Source organism: Geobacter hydrogenophilus (assembly GCF_018501225.1).
Taxonomy (GTDB): domain Bacteria; phylum Desulfobacterota; class Desulfuromonadia; order Geobacterales; family Geobacteraceae; genus Geobacter; species Geobacter hydrogenophilus.
On sequence record NZ_JAHCZI010000010.1, the window covers coordinates 32029 to 50973 of the forward strand.

An 18945-nucleotide genomic window follows, 5' to 3' on the forward strand; every position below is an offset into this window, starting at 1 on the left:
TGAGCATGAACATCAAAGGATTTCAGTTCTCCGCCGTGGAGGCGGCCATCAAGAAGCCGGGGCGCCTGGACCTGGCACTGATCGTTTCCGAGACGCCGGCTGCGGTGGCGGGGGTCTACACCACGAACGCGGTGAAGGCGGCGCCGGTCCTCCTCGATCAGGAACGGACGAAAAAGGGCACCTGCCGGGCAATTGTCGTCAACAGCGGCAACGCCAACGCCTGCACCGGCCCTGTCGGATTGGCCGATGCCCGGGAGACGACGCGGCTTGTGGCCGAGGGGGTCGGTTCCGCAGAGGAGGAGGTGCTCGTCTGCTCCACCGGCGTCATCGGCGTACCGCTTCCCATGGAGCGGATGCGGGCCGGGATTCCTCCCCTTGTCCGGGAACTCGGCACGGGCACTCTCGACGACGTGGCCCGCGCCATCATGACCACCGACACCTTTCCCAAGATGGAGGTCAGGACGGGAAAGGCCGGCGGCACGGAGTACACCGTAGCCGGAATCGCGAAGGGGGCAGGGATGATCATGCCCAACATGGCCACCATGCTCGCCTTTATCGTCACCGACGCGGCGGTGGACCCGACGTGGCTCCGGACGGTCTTTGCCGCCGGGGTGGAGCGTTCCTTCAACGCCATCACCGTGGACGGCGACACTTCCACCAACGACACCGCCCTCATCATGGCCAACGGCGCTGCCGGCAACCCGGTGCTCTCTGCCGGCAGCGCCGACGCTGCCGGGTTTGTGCGGCTCCTGGATGAGGTGCTCCTGGCACTTGCCAAGCTCATCGTCAAGGACGGTGAGGGGGCCACGAAGTTCGTGGAGATCACCGTCAAGGGTGCCCGGTCCGATGCCGACGCCAAGCGGGCAGCCATGGCGGTGGCAAACTCGTGCCTCGTAAAGACCGCTTTCTTCGGCCAGGACGCCAACTGGGGACGGATCTTTGCGGCGGTGGGGTACTCGGGCGCCGAAGTGGACCCCGACCGGACCGAACTGTTCTTTGATGACGTGCAGATGGTCAGAGACGGGGTCTTTAGTGGTGGCGATGCGGAAGCGCAGGGGACCGAAGTCCTCAAACACAAGGAATTCAGCGTGACCGTCGACCTGCATCTGGGCGCGGGGAAGTCCACGGTCTATACGTCGGACCTCTCCTACGACTACGTCAAGATCAACGCCGATTACCGGACCTGAGGGAAGCGCGGACGAACCGGCTTCTACGGCACGGGGGTAATGTTCATGAGAAAACTGTTCGCATTTCTGACGGCATTTTTGTTGTGCTTGCCTGGAGCGACAGCGTCGATGGCTGCCGAGGGCGGCTCCCTGCGGATCACCGAGATGGCCGTTACGACCAAGGTTTCCCACAACAATCCCATTGATGCGGTCCGGCGGATCAACCACCGGTCGGTTCCCGCCCTCTACTGCTTTACCCGGATCGTCAACCCTTCGGGGGAGGAGGCTCCCATCCGGCACGTCTGGTACCGGAACGGTGAAGTGGTGGGCGAGCAGGAGCTTCAGATCAAAGGCCAGAAGTGGCGCACCTGGAGCAAGCGTCCCATTGACCGCGATTCCATCGGCACATGGCGGGTCGAAGCCCTTGACAGTGGGGGAAAGCTGTTGAAGTCTGTTGAGTTTAGAATAAACTGAGAGCACACAAGGGGAGGCAACTCCCCTTTGCCATTTGTGGAGAGATCAATGGCCCCTGTTTTGCAAAGAGAAGCAGAGTCTGCTACCCAATCGTCAGGATAATTGATGACCATGCTGTCCCGAAAACTTTTCATTCTGCTTGTTATCCTCTCTACCTCCCTGCCGGTGTTCGCCGGCGACACCCCTCTCGCCCCCTTTCCATGGCAGAATGCTGTTTCTCACCTGATGGACAAGGCAATGGCCGACGGACTCATCGCCGGCGGGGTGGTGGTCGTGGGAAATCGCCACGGCATCGTCTACGAGTCGGCCTTCGGCCGGGTCTCCGGTGAGTCCGGCGCCCTGCCGGTCTCGACAGAAAGCATTTTCGATGTGGCATCCCTCACCAAGGTGGTGGCCACGGCGCCGGTTGTCATGGGGCTGGTGGAGCAAGGGCGACTTTCCCTCGCCGATCCTGTCGCTCGCTGGTTTCCCGAGTTCGCCGGCACGGGGAAGGATGGGCTCCTGGTGGAGCATCTGCTGACCCATACCTCGGGGCTCGACGACTTCCCGCTTTCAGCCTCAAGTCCCCTCCTGAGCGCCCTCGAAGGGGTTGCCCGCCAGAAGCTCAAGGGGGAACCCGGCCACCGTTTCCGGTACGCCGATATCAATTTTATCCTTCTGGGAGAACTGGTGCGCCGGGTGACCGGCACCCCGCTGGACCGCGTCGCGTCTGAAACCGTCTACGGCCCTCTCGTCATGACGACCACCTGTTTCAACCCCGGTCCTGCCGCTGCCGGACGCTGCGCGGCAACCCTTGATGCCGGGGGCGGTCCCCAATTCGGGAAGGTTCAGGACACCACGGCCAGGCTCCTCGACGGCGTGGCCGGACACGCGGGAATCTTTACCACGGCCGGCGACCTGGCCCGCTTTTGCCGCATGATTCTTGGCGGTGGAGAGCTGGACGGCCGGCGGGTGCTCGCGGCCCGGACCCTGCGCCAGATGGCAATCCCCCATTTCTCCCGCGGCGGCACGGTGCGCCGGGGGCTGGGGTGGGACATCGCGTCACCCTACTCTTCGCCGAAGGGGAGAGGATTTTCCGAAGCCTCCTTCGGGCACACCGGCTATTCGGGAAGCTCCCTCTGGATCGATCCCGAGAACGATTTCTTCGTGGTTCTCCTCTCCTCGCGACTCGACTACCGGAGCACGCGGGCCTTCTCGAAACTCAGGAACGATCTCTCCACGGTGGCCTTTGCCATGCTCCACCCAGACCTTCGGGAACTGTCCGAAATCGCCATGTTCAAGGTCCCGCAGGGCCGGTAAACATCTTGACACCCACGGGGGGCTGTGCTAGTTTTTCCGCGGTTGTTCGCGGTTTTTCAGGACTTACGGCGCTCCTATCCGAGGAGGTTTTTTCATGGGCAACAGGATTCTCCTTGCCGACGACAGCATCACAATCCAGAAGGTCGTGGGGATCATCTTCGCCAACGAGGACTGCGACCTTACTGTCGTTGACAATGGGGACTCCGCCGTGGAGAAGGCCCGGGACGTCACCCCCGATGTGATGCTGGTGGACGCCCTCATGCCCGGCAAGTCCGGCTACGAGGTCTGTACCGCCATCCGGAAGGATCCCGCCCTCGGCACCGTCCCCATCCTCCTTATGACCGGCGCCTTCGAGCCCTTCGACGAGGAGAAGGCCCGCCAGTGCGGCGCCGACGATTTCATCTCCAAGCCCTTTGAGTCCCAGCAACTCATCGACAAGGTCAAAACCCTTCTCGACCTTGGCAAAAGCCGGGCCGGGGCGCCGTCAGTGGCGGCTGCAGCACCGACTATGGCGGCCGTGACGCCGCCTGCGGCGCCGGCAGCGGCAGAGGCGGCCGAATCAATTGCGCCCGTTGCACCAGTTGCTGCCGGGCCGGTCGAGTCCTTTGCCATTGAATTCGACGAGCCCACATCCATTGAGCCCCAGCCGGCCGTGACACCACCTCCCACGCCCGAACCCACGGCCGCCAAGGTATCCGTATCCGAACCGCAACCCTTTGTCTTCGCGGTTGAGGAGGCATCTCCCGCCGATGATCTCTGGGGTGCTTTCGAGCTTGAGGACGAGGTTGTCGGTGACGAGCCTGTCAAGTCCAGCCAGGCGGCTGCCGATGGAGCGTCCGCCGCAGTGGACGAGGTTTCTCCCTTTGGGCTGGAACAGAACCCGGACGTCTTTGGTGCCGGAGCGGAGCCTGCCGCCGCGTCGGTCGACTTTGGCTTTGTCTCTGCCAGCGACGAGTTCGGTTTTGCCGAGGCGGCGGAAACGCCTGCTCCATCAGCTTCCGTCGAACCGGCACCCTTCAGTGCTCCCCCCATGGATGAGTCATTCGTATTCGGCGAGGAGAGCGCCGAAAGCGTTGTTGAGCCCTACGGAAGCATTTCCGAAGCGCCGGTTTCCGGAGCGTTTGACCCGGGCAGCGAGCCGTTCGAGATGCCCATAGAGACAGGTTTTTCGGCGGTTGCTGAAGAGCAGGCATTTGCCCTGCACAAGGAGCCGGTTTCGTCATCCGCGTCCTTCGCTGCTGCGCCCCCTGTCGGGGGGGGAGGGACCATCACCCTGACCGAGGAGCAGCTTGCGGCAGCCATCTCCCGCATTTCCCGGGAGGTCATTGAGCGGATCGCGTGGGAGGTGGTGCCCGATCTGGCCGAAACCCTCATCAAGGAAGAGATCCGCCGGATCAAGGAAGGCAGTTAGGAATCGGGGACCGGGGGGCAGGGACCGGCAGGAATCGTTGCGCTGAAATGGGGATGACACATCCCCATTTTTCATTTTGCAGATGAAAGAGGTTATCCCAATGGCAGACAAGGAACTGGCAAAGGTTTACGAACCCCAGGCCGTTGAAGAGAAGTGGTACCGGACGTGGGAGCAGGAAGGGTACTTCCGCGCCGAAGCGGTGAGCGACAAACCCTCTTACAGCATCGTCATTCCTCCACCCAACGTCACGGGGGCTCTCCACATGGGCCATGCCCTCAACAATACCCTCCAGGACATCCTCTGCCGCTGGAAGCGGATGAGCGGTCACAATGTCCTCTGGATGCCCGGCACCGACCATGCCGGCATTGCCACCCAGAACGTGGTGGAGCGGCAACTGGCCGCCGAGGGGAAGGACCGCCACGAGCTGGGGCGCGACGCGTTCATCGAGCGGGTCTGGAAATGGAAGGCCGAGTCCGGCGGCCAGATCATCGGCCAACTGAAGCGCCTCGGCGCCTCCTGCGACTGGGAGCGGGAGCGCTTCACCATGGACGAGGGGCTCTCCCGGGCCGTGCGCGAGGTCTTTGTCCGCCTCTACGAGGAAGGGTTCATCTACCGGGACAATCGCCTCATCAACTGGTGCCCCCGCTGCCACACGGCCCTCTCGGACATCGAGGTGGAGCACGAGGAGAAGGCGGGAAACCTCTGGCATCTCCGCTATCCCGTGGCGGATGAGCCGGGCCGTTTCGTCGTGGTGGCGACCACCCGCCCCGAGACCATGCTGGGGGACACCGCCGTGGCGGTCCACCCCGAGGACGAGCGCTACGCCGACCTGGTGGGGAAGACGGTCATCCTGCCGCTGCTGAACCGGCAGATTCCGGTGGTGGCCGACGACTACGTGGACCGGGAGTTCGGCACCGGCGTGGTGAAGATCACACCGGCCCACGATTTCAACGACTTCGAGGTGGGGCGGCGCCACAATCTCGACGTGATCAATGTTTTTGACGAGTCAGGGGTCATCAACGCCGCCGGCCACCAGTACGAGGGGATGGACCGCTTTGCCGCCCGGAAGAAGATCGTGGAGGACCTGGAGGTCCAGGGGCTCCTGGAGAAGATCGACGACCACGCCCTGGCCGTGGGGGGGTGCTACCGCTGCAAGACCGTGGTGGAGCCGTATCTCTCGCTTCAGTGGTACGTGAAGGTAGGCCCCCTGGCCGAGGAGGCCCTGGCCGCCGTCAAGGACGGCCGCACCCGCATCGTTCCCCAGCAGTGGGAGAACACCTACTACGACTGGATGGAGAATATTCGCGACTGGTGCATCTCCCGCCAGATCTGGTGGGGGCACCGGATCCCGGCCTGGTACTGCGACCACTGCGGCGAGACCACCGTGGCCAAGGTGGACCCCACGAAGTGCTCCAAGTGCGGCAGCGACGAGATCCGCCAGGAGACCGACGTGTTGGACACCTGGTTCTCCTCGGCCCTCTGGCCTTTCTCCACCATGGGGTGGCCCGACCAGACCCCGGAGCTGAAAACCTTCTACCCCACCTCGTGCCTCGTGACCGGCTTCGACATCCTCTTCTTCTGGGTAGCCCGGATGATGATGATGGGACTCCACTTCATGGGGGAGGTGCCGTTCCGCGACGTCTACATCCACGCCCTGGTCCGCGACGCCCAGGGGCAGAAGATGAGCAAGTCCAAGGGGAACGTCATCGACCCCCTGGTGGTCATCGACCAGTACGGCACCGACGCCTTCCGCTTCACCCTGGCGGCCTTCGCGGCCCAGGGGCGCGACATCAAGCTGGCCGAGGAGCGGATTGCCGGCTACCGGAACTTCGCCAACAAGATCTGGAACGCCTCCCGCTTCGCCCTCATGAACCTGGAAGGGTTCGATCCCGACGCCGTGGATCCGGCGGGTCTGGAGTTCTCCAACGCCGACCGCTGGATTCTCTACCGCTTCAACGCTGCCGCGGCTGATGTGCAGGAGGCTCTGGAAGCCTACCGCTACAACGACGCGGCCACGGCCCTCTACCGCTTCACCTGGAGCGAGTTCTGCGACTGGTACATCGAGCTGGTGAAGGACGACCTCTACCGGGGCGACGAAACCCGGCAGCGGACGGCCCGCTACGTCCTCTGGCTGGTGCTGGAGCATCTGTTGCGGCTCCTTCACCCCTTCATGCCGTTCATCACCGAGGAAATCTGGCAGGCCCTCCCCGGCAGGCGTCCCACGGCCACCATCATGACCTCCCCCTGGCCGACACCGGACCCCGCCTGGGATTTCGCCGCCGGGGCCGCCGAGATGGAGCTGGTCATGGAGGTGATCCGGGGGATCAGGAACATCCGCGGCGAGATGGATGTGGCCCCGTCCCGGGAGATCGCCGCCATCCTCAACTGCGGTTCAGAGTCAAGCCTCGATCTTCTGAAAAAGAACGAGGTCTACATCATGAGCCTGGCGCGGATCTCGGATCTCGCTATCGGCACGGGTATGGAGCGGCCGGCCGATGCGGCCATCTCGGTGGCCGGTGACGTGGAGGTGGCGGTGCCCCTCAGGGGGCTCGTGGACGTGGAGGAAGAGGAAAAGCGGCTCCTCAAGGAGATCGGCAAGCTGGACAAGGACATCGAGTTCCTGGCGAAGAAACTCGCCAATCCTTCCTTCGTCGAGCGGGCCCCCGCCGACGTGGTGGCCAAAGAGCGGGAGAAATTGACGGAGTTCAGCCAGAAGAAAGAGGTTCTCCTGGCAAGCCTCGACAAGATTCGAAATCTGAAATAATCATTGAAAACACGCCGTTGGGTATCCCAGCGGCGTTTTTTTATTCTTCCGCGGAGGGGATGGAAGGCGTTTTGCATTCCGTTTTTCTTGACCTTCTTTTTGTCAAATTTGTGACAGTTGGGGGATCTCACGGAAGTGAAGGCCCGGCGTACGTAATTTATGGCAGATCTCAAGCGCTACAACGACGGCCTCGTCAAGCTCGACCTCTGGATCAGGAGACTCCTGACCATGGGGGCTCCCGATCTCATCGACACCGCACTCTGCGACGGGGCGTGCGACATTGTCCGTGCTGAAACCGGTGTCCTGACCGCCATCAATCGCCAGGCCGGCCTCCTTACCTTCACGGCGGCTTCCGGTGCCTGGAACCAGATGATGAAAGGAGTCACGGTTCCCCTGCGCAACGGCAACATCTGCGCGGCCTTGGCCGCCTGCGGAACCCCCCTCCGGGTCGACCGCCTTTCGCTCTTCTGCCGGGAAAGCTGCGAGCTCTTCCAGGTGGTGGAGATGAATACGGCCCTGCTGGTGCCAGTCTTCGACGAGGGGAGGGTGGCTGCCTGTATCGCCGCGTTCCGCATGGACAAGCCCTTCGACCAGGTCGATGAGCAACTGCTCCAGCAGTATGCCCACTCCGCCTCGGCGGTACTGCGGAACTTCCGCCTCATGGAAGATCTCAGGCACCACGCCGCCATGCTTGAAGAGGAGGTGGAGGAGCGCTCCCGGGCCGAGGAACGGATCCGCCAGATGGCCTACTACGATTCCCTCACCGGGCTCCCTAACCGGCGCCTCTTCAATGACCGGCTCCGGCAGTCCCTTGCCCTTGCCCAGCGCCACAAGAGGCCCCTGGCGGTCATGTTCCTGGACCTGGACCGCTTCAAGCTCATCAATGACACCCTTGGCCACGCCGTGGGAGACAGGCTCCTCATGGCGGTGGCAAAGCGCCTCAGGAACTGCTGCCGCCGCGAGGGGGACACGGTGGCGCGCCAGGGAGGCGACGAGTTCATCATCAACCTTTCGGCCATTTCGGATGTGAAGGACGCCTTCACGGTGGCCCAGAAGATCATCGACGTCTTCAGAACTCCCTTCGTCATCGACGGACATGAGTTGTTCATCACCACGAGCATCGGGATCAGCGTCTATCCCCACGACGGACGCTCCGGCGATGCCCTGGTGAAAAACGCCGACGTTGCCATGTACCGTGCCAAGGAGCAAGGGCGCAACAACTGTCAGCTGTTTGCCCCTGAGATGAATGCCCGGGCCTTCGAGCGGCTCTCCCTTGAGAACGACATGCGGCGGGCCTTGGAGCGGGATGAATTCGTCCTCCACTATCAGCCCAAGGTGAACGTGGAGCATGGCCAGATTGCCTGCATGGAGGCCCTGGTCCGCTGGCAGCACCCGACCATGGGGCTCGTTCCCCCGTCCCGCTTCATTCCCCTGGCCGAGGAGACCGGGCTCATCGTTCCCCTGGGGGAGTGGGTGTTGCAGACCGCCTGCCGGCAGAACCGGGCATGGCAGGATGCCGGCTATCCCACCATGCAGGTGGCGGTCAACCTCTCACCCCGCCAACTCCGGCAGGGAGACCTGGCGGAGACGGTGGCGCGGGTCCTGGCTGAAACGGGGCTTGCCCCGGGGTGGCTCGTCATCGAGGTTACCGAAAGCATCCTGATGGACGACGCCGAGGAGACGATCAGAACCTTCCGGCGGTTGGATAGAATGGGGGTCCGGATTTCCATCGACGATTTCGGCACCGGCTATTCGTCGCTCCACTATCTGAAAAAGTTTCCGGTCCATACCCTCAAGATCGACCGTTCCTTCGTACGGGAGATCGCCTCCAACCCGGACGATGAGGCCATTGCCGGCGCTGTCATCAGCATGGCTAAGGGGCTCAACCTGGGAGTGGTTGCGGAGGGGGTGGAAACCGTGGAGCAGATGGAAGTGCTCAGGGCACTGAACTGCCGGTACATGCAGGGATTCCTCTTCAGCGAGCCCGCCCCGGCCGAACAGTTCACCCCGGTGCTCGGTCACGCGGCCACGCCGTACCTTAACTTCGGCAAGTGGTGCTGAAAAAAGCAGAATTCAGGAGTCAGTAGTCAGAATTCAGAATAACCCGGTGTTTATTCTTGCTCCTGACACCTGAATTCTTAATAGGTTTATTCCATGTCCCCAGTAGTGATTTTCGCCATATTTTCCTTTCTCCTCGGCGCCGCGGTCGGCTCCTTCCTCAACGTCTGCATCTTCCGGCTGCCGGCCGGGGAATCGGTGGTTTCGCCCCCATCCCGCTGCCCTGTCTGTGGCGCCAGGATTCGCCCGTGGCACAATATCCCGATCCTCGGCTGGCTGATTCTGCGGGGAAAGTGCCGCGACTGCGGCGCTTCCATTTCGCCCCGCTACCCCTTTGTGGAGTTGCTGAACGGCCTCCTCACCCTGGCCCTCTTCCTGAAGTTCGGCCCGACTCCCACCTTCCTGGTCCTCTTCGTCTTCTGCTCGGCCCTGGTGGCTGTCACCTTCATCGACCTGGACCACCAGATCATCCCCGACGTCATCAGCCTGCCGGGGATCGTGGTGGGCTTTGCCTGCTCCTTCGCGCTCCCGTGGCTTGGCTGGAAAAGCTCGCTTATCGGCATCGTGGCCGGGGGGGGGAGCCTCCTGGCCGTGGCTTGGCTCTACGAGCTCCTGACGAAAAAGGAAGGGATGGGGGGCGGTGACATCAAGCTCCTGGCCATGATGGGGGCGTTTCTCGGGTGGCGCTCCGTGCCGTTCATCATCTTCGCCTCGTCCCTCATCGGATCGGTGATCGGCGTCACCCTCATGCTCGTCCAGAAAAAAGACACCAAGCTTGCCATTCCCTTTGGCCCGTTCCTGGCGGCAGGGGCCGTGCTCTACATCTTCTTCGGCAAGGCGATCATCACCTGGTACCTGACTTTGGGCGCCCGCTAGGGAGGCCTTTGTGAAGCAGTTCCGCTTCAGCTTCAGCTTCCTGATCCTCTCGTCCCTCTCCTTCATCCTGGTCCTCACCTGGGTGCTCCTCAGCCTCATCTCCTTCAAGACTGCCGAGAACGACCTCCTGCAGCAGAAAAGCGACAAGGCGCGGCTTCTCCTCGCGTCCTTCTCGGCCCTGATCCCCCGGGACCCGGCGGCCGTGGCGTCGTCGCCGGCCGGCACCCTGGCACAGCGACTTGCCCGGGAAGGGGAGTTCGTGGGGCTCACGGTGACAGGACGCGACGGCGCGGTGTTGTACAGTCTGGGAACGGAAGTCCCCGGCGACGGGATGCTCGCCGCAACCATCGCGTCCGGCGCCGAGTCAGCCCAGTTTTCCGGGGGGCGCGGGACGCTGCGCCGTTATGCGCCCATAGTGCGCGACGGGAGACCCGTGGGGGCGGTCCGGCTTGAGCTGTCATTAAGGGGAGAACAGAAGCTCCTGGCCCAGTCGCGGCACCTCTTCCTGGCCTACTGTGTCCTCGATTTTCTCCTTCTCCTGGCGGTAGGGTCGTTTCTCCTCTCCCGCTTTATCGTGGCGCCGGTGCGCAAGCTCCTGGCAACCACCGAGCGCATCGGCCGTGGCGAGGTCAGCCACCGGGCAGCGGTGGCCGGCGGACACGAGATCGCCGAACTGGCCGAATCGTTCAATGGCATGGTCGATGCGCTGCGGGCCAAGCAGGAGGAGGCCGACCGGTATGTCCGCTCCCTGGAGCAGGCCAACCGGGAGCTCCAGGAAGCCCGGGAAGAGGCGCTTCGCTCCGAAAAGCTGGCGTCAGTGGGGCTTCTGGCTGCAGGTACCGCCCACGAGATCGGCACTCCCCTCACGTCAATCATGGGGTATGCGGGGCTTCTCATGGACGAGATGGCCGACGACCCCCGCAAGGCCGACTACCTGCGCCGCATCGAACGGGATGCGGAACGGATCGATCGGATCGTGCGCGACCTCCTCAATTTCGCCCGACCCGTCGAGGGGGTCACGGAAGCCGTCGACGCGGCCGTTCTCGTGGCCTCGACGCTGGAGATGCTCGAACTGCAGGGGGCCTTCAAGGGGATTGCGGTGACCGTTGGCGCCGCCGGGGAGCTTCCCCCGATCGTGGTTGACCCGTTCCAGCTCCAGCAGGTGCTCATCAACCTGTTCATCAACGCCCGTGACGCCATGCCCGATGGCGGCAAGCTTGACGTCAGGACCAGTGCAGGCCGGTTCACTGCCCCCGTTCAGACCACCGGTTCGTCTCTCCATGTCAGCGGTCGCCGCAGGGAAGATTTCGACGGTGTGTTCCATGCATCCTTCGGCGCAGAGAGTGAACCGGTCCCCTGTGTCCGTATCGAGGTGGCCGACACCGGCTGCGGCATTGCGCCGGAAGGACTCGGGCGGATCTTCGACCCGTTCTTTACTACCAAGGAACCCGGCAAGGGGACCGGCCTCGGGCTTGCCATCTCGGCCCGCATCGTCGATTCCTTTGGTGGACGGATCACCGTGGAGAGCTCCGTGGGGAAGGGGACCACGTTTGTCATCTGGCTGCCGGTCGCCGGGAATGTGCCGGATAAAGGTATGGCGCAATGAAACAACGGGTGCTGGTCATCGACGACGAGGAGAACCTGCGGCACATGCTGTGGGCAATGCTCCGCAAAAACGGCTACCATGCCGACGAGGCGGAGAATGGGGAAGGAGCCCTCGCCATGGCCCGGCAGCAACCCTATGACTTCATCATCTGCGATATCCGGATGCCGGTGCTGGATGGGCTCGATTTCCTCCGCAGGGCCCAGGAGGCGGGGATAGGTGGCACCATCATCATGATGTCCGCTTACGGCACCATCGATACGGCACTCCAGTGCATGAAGGAGGGGGCTTACGACTACGTTTCCAAGCCCTTCAAGAATGACGAGATCCTGCTTGTCCTCAAGAAGGCCGAGGAGCGGGAGCGGCTCAAAACGGAAAACCGTCGGCTGCGGGCCGCCGTCGGCCGGGAGTACTCCTTCGGTGCCATCGTGAGCCGTAATCCCCGAATGCGGGAGATTTTCGAGCTCATCCGCAAGGTCTGCGATGTGAAGACTTCGGTCCTCATTCTCGGCGAATCGGGCACCGGCAAGGAACTGGTGGCCCGGGCCATTCACCACAACGGGAGCCGCCGGGATGCTCCCTTTGTGGCGGTAAACTGCGGTGCCATCCCCGAGCACCTTCTGGAATCGGAGCTCTTCGGCCACGTGCGGGGCGCCTTCACCGACGCCGCCTCCGACCGGACCGGACTCTTCGAGGAGGCCCACGGCGGCACCCTTTTTCTGGACGAAATCGGCGAGATGCCCCCCTCGCTCCAGGTCAAGCTGTTGCGGGTCATCCAGGAGGGGGAGGTGCGGCGCGTGGGGGCCGAGCGGCCCACAAAGGTCGACGTGCGGGTTATCTCAGCCACATCCCGGGATCTGGAGCGGGAGGTGGCCGAGGGTCATTTTCGCGAGGACCTCTTCTTCCGCCTCAACGTCTTCAGCATCACCATTCCCCCCCTGCGGGAGCGGCTGGAGGACGTGCCGCTCCTCGCGGGCCATTTCCTTAATAAACACGGCGCTTCCCTTGGGAGGCCGGGAGTGCGGGTGTCTCCCGAGGCGCTACGGCTCCTTTCCGCGTACGCATGGCCCGGCAACGTGCGGGAACTGGAAAACTGTGTCGAGCGGGCCCTCATCCTGGGAGACGGTGATGTCATCGGCCCCGAGGCGCTCCCCGACGGACTGCGGGGAGGTGGCGCGGGGGTGGCGATAGTGGGCCCGGACGACGACAATCTCTCCATCAAAAAGGCCGAGGAGCGGCTTGAGCGGGAGTTCATCCGCCGGGCCCTCGACAAGACCGGCGGGAACCGCACCCACGCGGCCCGGATTCTGGAGATCAGCCATCGCGCGCTTCTCTACAAGCTGAAGGAGTATGGTATGGATTAGGGTTGGCATGTGCTAATAAATTAGTTGTAATTTAATGAGGGCTGTGCAATTATTGCGCGGCTTTTTTTATGTCATTTGAATGGGGGACCGGGATGCGGCAAGCGCATGCTTCATGTCTCTGGAGAATTGTTCGATGTGATGGTGGCTTTACTCTCATCGAACTTATTCTCGTCGTGGGCATCATCAGCATCATGAGTGCCATTGCGGTGCCGGCGTTCAGCAGTCTGTACGGCGATTACTGTCTCAAGGCCGCTGTATGGGAGCTGAAGGATATGTTCAAGGATGCCAAGCTGCTAAGCATACAGGACAAGCCCTGTGCTATTACGTTCGATCCTCTGCAGGGAAAGGCCACGCTTTGCGCTGGCAAGGGTCCAGATGAAAAATGGGATACTGGTGACGAACAGCTTATCAGGGAAACGCGCCTCTCAAACAAAGGAGGTGCGCTGAGCTTCGGCTACGGGAACCGGGGCCCGGTCCGCAAGCCTAATAAATTGGTAGAAGCGGAGGATGGAATATCGTTTACCAACAACCGTTTCGCCAGCGACGAGGGGTTGGTGGGGAGTTCCGGAAGTGTGTATATCCAGTCAGCTTCCTCCGGAGGAGCAATGGTCCTGACCTTCAATACGATAGATTTCAGTTGTGCGGTTCGCAAATGGGACGGGAAAGACTGGGTGGAAATTTGACACAGTGCGTATACCTTTGTCGTAAAGGCTATGCAAAATTTGCATAGCCTTTTGTTTTCTGATACAGGAATGAGTTGAGAAAGATCAATGGTTCCGTCTGGTTGTCCGGGGATGGTGACACTCGTCGATGGCTCGAAAATTGCTAGTTGACCCCCGTGGTGCCGAAAGCGGGACCACCACGGCACTGAGGTCACGGAAGGGTACAACGGGAGAAGGGCTATGAAACGGAATATTTCGCGGTTGATGTCACTATCCTGTCTGGCGGCGCTGCTGGCGGTGGCCTCGCCGGCCGTTGCGGCCATGAACGATTACTGCATTCAGCCGCCATTCATCAATGCGCCCATTCAGCCGAACCTTCTCATGCTCATCGACAACTCGGCCAGTATGTATGATCTGGCCTACGTGGACGATGGACTGAAAAACACCGATGGAACCTTCGCCCGGCAGCCTTACTACTGCTTTGACCAAACCTTTTCCAGTTCGAAGAAATACGAAGGATATTTCAAGCAGGACGCCAGCTACCAGTATGACTTTTCCACCAACTACTTCACCGAGGTGGGTTCGATTCCGACCACCTGCACCATGGCAGAGGGGGGGACGGTCCTCTGCAAAAATATAGGCGGCATCCTTCTGGTCAATATCGATACAGGGGATGCCACCAGGACCAAGTACTTCTACGCCACGGGAAACTACCTCAACTGGCTCACCGCCTCCAAATTCGACATCGAAAAGAAGGTGCTTACCGGTGGCAAGTATGTGGACAAGGCCTGTTATGACAGCACCGGCAAGAGAACAGACAGGGCATGCCTTTCCAGTACGGAATGCAAGTCGGGGGAAACCTGCACCGACGTGAATAATTTCCTCCAGCCCGAATCCCGGGGATGTGTCGGCCAAGGGTTCGTGAAAGAGGCCAATCAATCCGATTTCGTCAATTACACTGCCTGCCTTGATGATCCGAACGCCGCTCTCGGCATCACCTTCATGGTCCAGGGGCCGGACCAGCCCTATAACTCTTCGGCTCCGTCACCGGGGGGACAGACCTACATCAATATTTTCAAGGGCAACTACAACCAGTGCAACTGCCAGGATGCCATCAATGCTATCGCGACGGGGGGAAACGCCGACATCAAGAAAAGCGTCGATCTTTGCCTGGCAAGCACCGGGGTAACGAATGGCTACTGCTTTAAAAACAACGCCATGAGTTGCGCTACGAATGCCGACTGCCTGGTCAGCGCAGCCCAAGGGAAGTGCAGTGGGGATGGAAGCGCCATTTCTTGTACGACTGATGCCGACTGCAACGTGAAGATCAAGGGGAAGTATTACAACTATGCCCCCTGTGCCGGGGCTGTGGCCGGTACGGACAACGGTCCCTGTGTCCTGTCGCCCCAGACCGCCCAGACCAAGACAAAAGTCTCCTTTGCCCAGTCGATGCAGGCCTGCTGGCAGTACCGCACCGGCAAGGGGATAGGCATTGACGATATCAATACGGTGAAGAACCAGTGCACCGACATCTACGCGAGCCTCTACACCTGCTCCAACGACCATACAAAGGTGTGTACCGCCGATGCGAACTGTGGCGGCGGCACCTGCACGAACGGCCCCACCTCCATCGTGCCGGGCAACCCGGGGCTCCTCTGCTCCCAGAAATATGAAGGGCAGTATTACGAACTGGCGAGCGGGGCCTGGACGCTTAAATCCGGTGTTACCACGGCCCAGATGATCGACACCCACGAGCAGTTCTGCAACGATTTTAACAAGCCGAACGTGACCGATCCCACCGATGCACCATCCGATACCTCCCTCTATGACAACGTTCCGGCCATCCTGAGCGGCATCGGGGTCGAGGGGCAGCTGGGCGCGTCGGTGGCCAAGCTGGCGGTGAGGATATCGAGCGCCACGGCGCCGACGGGACTCGTTCAGGACTATGCCGACCGGATACGCTTCGGCGTCATGGAGTTCAACGACAGCGGCTCAGCCTCCGAAACCGCCACCCTCGGCACCCCGAAGGTATGCTCCAACGATCCCTTCATGGCCTGCACCGAGGATGTCGATTGCGGTGGCACGAATACGTGCAATGCCACCACGGCCGGTACGAACAACTTTGATGGCGGAAGGATCAGCTCCTACATCGGCGATGGGAAATGCTCGGCAACAACTGCCACTAAGTGTGCCACCGATGCCAACTGCCCCAGCGGAGAGCATTGCGTTCCTGCGGGCGTCGGCAGTCATACCACCGACAAGTCTCCCATTGCCGCCGTCGACATGATCAGAGCCGCCACCTGGACCCCTTTCTCCGAGGCCTTCTACAACGCCATCGGGTACTTTGCCAAGAACCTCACCGCCGACTCCACCGGCAAGACGAGCCGTTCCGACCTCAGGTTGAACAGCAATGATTTCGCGCTGGAGATGAATCCCGTCCAGTACCGGTGCCAGTCCAACAACATCCTCATCATCAGCGACGGCATGTCGACGGCTGATCAGAATGCCAGTGTCAATAGCCTCGCCCAGCTCTACACGGCTGCCGGGGGCGAGACGGGGGCCTGTTCCCAGTACGCCGGGAGCAAGAATCTCGACAACCTGGCATGGATCGCCAAGCACCGCGACATTGATAAGTTCAGCACCTCTGCCGCCTCGACGGATGTGCCGGCCACGAACAGCAAGTCCATCAATACTTACGTTGTCTTCACGGGGGCATCCAACGGACAGGCCGGCGAGTGCAACTCGGAAACCCTCATGAAACAGACGGCGAGCAATGGTGGTGGGAAGTTTTACAAGGCCGAAAATCAGTCCCTGAAAAAAGATCTAAAGGACGTTTTTGACACTGTCGCCAACACCACCGCCTCGGGTACGGCCGCCTCCATCCTCTCCAACAGCGAAGGAAGCGGAGCGAGTATCCTTCAGGCGGTCTTCTATCCCAAGAAGATATTCGCCAGCGATACTTACGCCTACTGGCTCGGCGAGATGCAGAACCTCTGGTACTACGTGGACCCCAATATCGGGAAGAGCACGGTGCGTGAGGACACCGACTACGACGGCTCAACCCGGAAGCTGAATCTGCTCAACGACAAGGTGGTGGAATTTTATTTCAGTGAAGCAGATAACAACACATTTGCGAAACTCATACAGGACACCAACGGTGACGGCGCCGGAGATGTGATAACTGATGCGAAGGTGGACCCCGACAATATCAAGAGCATCTGGCGGGCCGGCAACCAGCTCTGGTTAAGGGACCTTTCCACCTCGCCCCGGAATATCATCACCGCATGCCTCAAGGATACCTGCGCCGATACCGAGAAAACCATGGCGTTCTCAACGGCCAATGCGAGCACCCTCAGGCCGTATCTTGCCGTGGCGGACGACACGGCGGCCGGAACACTCATCCAGTACGTTCACGGCACCGATATTACGGGTTACCGGTCCCGAACCGTGACGACCAAGAACTTTCTGACGGGGAACACCGAAAGTCACGTCTGGAAGCTCGGGGATATCATCTCCTCCACCCCCCGCATCCTCTCGTCGCTGCGGCTCAACACCTATCACCTGTCGCTTCCCTCGGGTTACAACGACGCCTCCTACGCATCGTACCTTAGCTCCAACGAGTACAAAGCCCGCAACCTTGCCTTCGTGGGGGCCAACGACGGCATGCTCCACGCCTTCAGGCTCGGCACCATGGACGTGAGGGCTTCAGGATTCAACAAGGCAACGCTGACCGGGTCGGATATCGGCAAGGAGGTATGGGCCTTCATCCCGAAGCATGCGCTCCCCTATCTGCAATACCTGGCCACTGAGGACTACAGCCACCTCTTCTTCGTCGACGGGCCTAGCCTCATCTTTGATGCCACCATCGGGAAACCCGGCAACTGCACATCCGCCGATTATGCCGAGTGCGTCAAGCCTCCTTCGGTCATTGACGGGAGCAAGACCCTCGATTCCACCAAAAATCCCTGGAGGACCATCCTCATCGGGAGCATGGGCCTCGGGGGGGCGGCAAAGAATGCATCGGTCTCCTGCACGGACTGCGTCAAGACCCCAATAACCGACCCTAAGGCTGCCACCGACGGATTCGGCTACTCATCCTACTTTGCCTTCGATTTCACGAATCAGGACAGCCCCAAGCTCCTCTGGGAATTCTCTAACCCGGATCTCGGTTTCTCCACCACGGGACCGGCAATCATCCGTGTGGGAGACCCGATCAAGAACGGCAAGTGGTATGCGGTCTTCGCCTCCGGTCCCACCGGCCCCATCGATACCGGCACCCACCAGTTCCTCGGCCGCTCCGACCAACCGCTGCGGCTCTTCGTGGTGGACTTGCTCACGGGGGACAAGCTTGCCACTATCGATGCAAAGACCTCTGACGGCCAGGTTATAAACAACGCCTTTGCCGGATCGCTCGTCGGGTCGGCCATCGATACGGACCGCTGGAACTCCATGTCCGCCGGTCTTTACCAGGATGACGCTCTCTACTTCGGCTACGTTCAGAAGGACACCACCACCGGCACCTGGACCAAGGGGGGGGTGCTTCGTCTCATGACCAACCAAAGTACGAACCTCAGCGACTGGAAATTGAGCCCGGTCATCGAAGGTACCGGCCCCGTCACCTCCGCCATCGGCAGGCTCCAGGACCGCAAGAACAAGAACCTCTGGCTCTACTTCGGCACCGGCCGCTACTATTTCAAGAAGACCACCGACAATCAGACGGACGATTACAGTACACAGCAGGCCATCTACGGCATCAAGGAACCTTGCTATACGAGCGCAAACGCCTTGAACGGGAGTTGCACCACGACGGTCACGAAGGATCAGTTGACGCCTCAGACGACCGATGTGGCTGACGCTCTCGATACGGGTAAGACACAGGGGTGGTATATCGACCTCGACAACGCGTCAGGCGGCTACGGTGCCGAACGGGTGGTCTCCGACCCCACAACCCTCACCAATGGTCTCGTTCTCTTCACATCGTTCATGCCCACGAACGATCCGTGCGGTTTCGGCGGCAACTCCTTTCTCTGGGCCGTGAAGTACAACACGGGATACCAGGGACCGGTGAAAGCCCTCGAAGGAAAGGTGCTCATCCAGCTCTCCACCGGGGCCTTTGTGGAGAAAGACCTTTCCACAACCTTCACCGACAAGGAAAAGCGGCGCTCGGGAGGGGCGATGCAGGGAAAACCGCCGGGAGACCAGAACCTGGTCATTACCAAGAGTGCCAACAAACCCGTGAAGAAGATCCTCCACATCAGGGAACGCTGA

General features: G+C 61.2%; 11 protein-coding genes. All 11 read left to right on the plus strand.

Translation table 11 applies throughout. The features are described from left to right. Nucleotides 1-5 precede the first annotated feature (5 nt). The 11 genes from argJ (at nucleotide 6) to KI811_RS14185 (ending at nucleotide 18945) form a co-directional block, all read left to right on the plus strand. Nucleotides 6-1187 carry a bifunctional glutamate N-acetyltransferase/amino-acid acetyltransferase ArgJ gene (argJ, locus tag KI811_RS14135; RefSeq protein ID WP_214187125.1) on the plus strand — a complete coding sequence of 394 codons (1182 nt, stop codon included), beginning with the start codon at nucleotides 6-8 and terminating at the stop codon, nucleotides 1185-1187. Between the two features lie 108 nt (nucleotides 1188-1295). Next, nucleotides 1296-1640 (plus strand): DUF2914 domain-containing protein, encoded by a 345-nt coding sequence (locus tag KI811_RS14140; protein ID WP_246551770.1) that lies wholly within the window; start codon nucleotides 1296-1298, stop codon nucleotides 1638-1640. Between the two features lie 105 nt (nucleotides 1641-1745). Beyond that, a complete protein-coding gene (locus KI811_RS14145; protein ID WP_425513823.1) occupies nucleotides 1746-2939 on the plus strand; it encodes a serine hydrolase domain-containing protein in 1194 nt (397 codons plus the stop codon). Nucleotides 2940-3033: 94 nt separating this feature from the next. Then, a complete protein-coding gene (locus KI811_RS14150; protein WP_214187127.1) occupies nucleotides 3034-4350 on the plus strand; it encodes a response regulator in 1317 nt (438 codons plus the stop codon). Between the two features lie 100 nt (nucleotides 4351-4450). Continuing rightward, nucleotides 4451-7114, plus strand: a complete 2664-nt coding sequence (locus KI811_RS14155; RefSeq protein WP_214187128.1) for a valine--tRNA ligase — start codon at nucleotides 4451-4453, stop codon at nucleotides 7112-7114. A 159-nt stretch (nucleotides 7115-7273) separates the two neighbouring features. After that, nucleotides 7274-9175, plus strand: coding sequence for a bifunctional diguanylate cyclase/phosphodiesterase (locus tag KI811_RS14160; protein ID WP_214187129.1), 1902 nt, complete (start codon nucleotides 7274-7276; stop codon nucleotides 9173-9175). Nucleotides 9176-9268: 93 nt separating this feature from the next. Further along, a complete protein-coding gene (locus tag KI811_RS14165) occupies nucleotides 9269-10048 on the plus strand; it encodes a prepilin peptidase (protein WP_214187130.1) in 780 nt (259 codons plus the stop codon). A gap of 10 nt (nucleotides 10049-10058) precedes the next feature. Beyond that, nucleotides 10059-11654, plus strand: a complete 1596-nt coding sequence (locus KI811_RS14170; protein ID WP_214187131.1) for a sensor histidine kinase — start codon at nucleotides 10059-10061, stop codon at nucleotides 11652-11654. Continuing rightward, the gene (locus KI811_RS14175; protein ID WP_214187132.1) at nucleotides 11651-13015 is read left to right on the plus strand and encodes a sigma-54-dependent transcriptional regulator; all 1365 of its coding nucleotides are present in this window, start codon (nucleotides 11651-11653) and stop codon (nucleotides 13013-13015) included. The genes KI811_RS14170 and KI811_RS14175 overlap by 4 nt, the downstream gene beginning before the upstream one ends. A 92-nt stretch (nucleotides 13016-13107) precedes the next feature. Then, nucleotides 13108-13698 (plus strand): pilus assembly FimT family protein, encoded by a 591-nt coding sequence (locus KI811_RS14180; protein WP_214187133.1) that lies wholly within the window; start codon nucleotides 13108-13110, stop codon nucleotides 13696-13698. 219 nt (nucleotides 13699-13917) lie between these two features. Further along, the gene (locus KI811_RS14185; RefSeq protein ID WP_214187134.1) at nucleotides 13918-18945 is read left to right on the plus strand and encodes a pilus assembly protein; all 5028 of its coding nucleotides are present in this window, start codon (nucleotides 13918-13920) and stop codon (nucleotides 18943-18945) included.